The 2,040-nt window shown below is 41.3% G+C and carries 1 protein-coding gene; it reads right to left on the minus strand.

All coding sequences use genetic code 11. The annotated features are described in order from the left end of the window. Positions 1-1,797, minus strand: a 1,797-nt coding sequence (locus AC1DPQ_RS26200) for a SusC/RagA family TonB-linked outer membrane protein (protein WP_477611356.1), incomplete at its 3' end; no start/stop codon positions are given. Positions 1,798-2,040: the final 243 nt, after the last annotated feature.

Consider the following 2,040-nt stretch of genomic DNA (forward strand, 5'->3'; position numbering starts at 1 on the left):
TCCCGTAGCTGTGTTATCTCTGCTCCAAAGCCCCATAGCCGTTAAATTATGCTTTTGGGCAATGGTTTTGGCATAATTGACCTGCACTTGAGAAAACATTCTGCGGTAGGTTGCGCCATCGTTAACGTCTCCTGCCCGGCTTGCCCATCTTACACTTTCCCTCCATTCCAGCTCTGTTGCAGCATCTTTGGTTTGTGAATAACTTACTACTCCTGTTTCAGGGTCGATGTATTTACTTAGTGTTCCATTATTCCGGTCGTCAATCCCACGACCAGCTTCGATAAATGTATTATCGATAGAAAGCGTTCCTTTTAAACTCAATCCCTTAACAAGAGAATTTAAGCTTTGATCCAAGGTAAAATCTGTGGTTATACGTGAAGTTGTAGTAGTTTGAAGGCCACTGGTAGACAAAATCCTAACAGAGTTTAAACTCTGTTGTTCATTGGGCTTATAATATCCCCATGTACCATCCGAATAAACAGGGAGATAGAGATTTGGTGCTGCAGAATAAGCAGYTGTCCAGGTGTTGTAAGGGTTAACATCAATCCATGGGCGCTCTGATGTACCTCTTGAACCTGAGATATTTGTTCTGAATACCGTTGATGGTGTTAATTGAAAATCCAGGTTGCTTCTTACGTTCAATCTTTTGAAACTGTAGCCACCGCTATAACCGCGATCGTTACCAAACCTTCTGAACAAATCTCCTTCATCAAGGTAATCAACAGAAGAAAAATACTTCACAAACGATGTTCCACCGCTTACATTAAGATTGGCATTGTAAGACATTGCATTATCTCTAAACAAGGTATTTACCCAGTCTACGTTTGGATAACGCTCAGCTTCTTCAAGATTGGCAGGCGAGCGATATTTTTGCATCACAGCTTCAGGAAGATATGAACTCCAGGCGCCTGGAGCGAGTGCTAATTCGTATTCGATTGTTCGGTTACGCACCTGGAACATATCATACGAGTCGAGCTTACCTGGCAATTTAGATGCAGATTTAACAACTGTATTAGCAGCTGCTCTGATTTCTGCCTTCCCTTCACGGCCCCTTTTGGTGGTAATCAAGATTACGCCGTTTGCTCCTTTCACCCCAAATACCGCAGTGGCTGAAGCATCTTTAAGTACAGATACTGAGGCCACAGAGCTGATATCGATGTTATTTATCGATCGTTCAACTCCATCTACTAAAATAAGCGGACTGGCATTGTTCCAGGTACTGCGACCACGAATAAGAATCTGAGGATCTTCATCCCCTGGCATTCCAGTGCTGGCGGTAGTGATTACTCCCGGCAAATTTCCAGTTAATGCTGCACCTAAACTAGATACACCGCCTGTTCGTTCCAGTACTTCACTTGTGGTTTGTGTAATTGCACCAACAACACTCTGTTTCTTTTGAACGCCGTACCCTACAATCACTACATCACCCAATTGATCTGAGTTGGATTTCATGGTTATGTTTACCGTATTTTTGCCGGCAATATTCACATCCTGAGTTTTCATTCCTACATATGCAACGGTAAGTGTCTGCCGATCAGCAGGCACCTCTATAGCAAATTCTCCATTTGTGCCAGTTTGCACTTTAGAACCAGTACCTTTTACAGTAATAGTAACTCCTATTAATAGCTGCTTTTGTTCATCAACTACCGTCCCGGTTATTTTTCGCCGTTGTTGCGCGGCAGCTGTATCAATCAACAGCGCGGAGATAATCAGTGTTAAATACATCACGAGTAATAACTGCTTTGCTCCCCAATATCTGGAGCGCGCATCATTACCCATATTGGTTATTTTTTCCATTATTTAAAATCATTTAAAGAGAAATAGATTTGGATAATTGTATGCCAGTCCTAGTTAGTTAGGATCACCAAAACAGATTTTTCAATTGTTTTAGATAGCGTAGAGCGGAGTAACCCCTCTCTGAAGTAGTAGTAGTTTTTAGTCATAAAATTTGGTTTATTTTGGTTAGGATTAATATTCGACACTATTGAACGAATTCAATCTGTATCTTCAATAGTGTCGAATATTAATCCTAACCAAAAT

Source organism: Pedobacter sp. 01T416_2 (genome assembly GCF_056398925.1).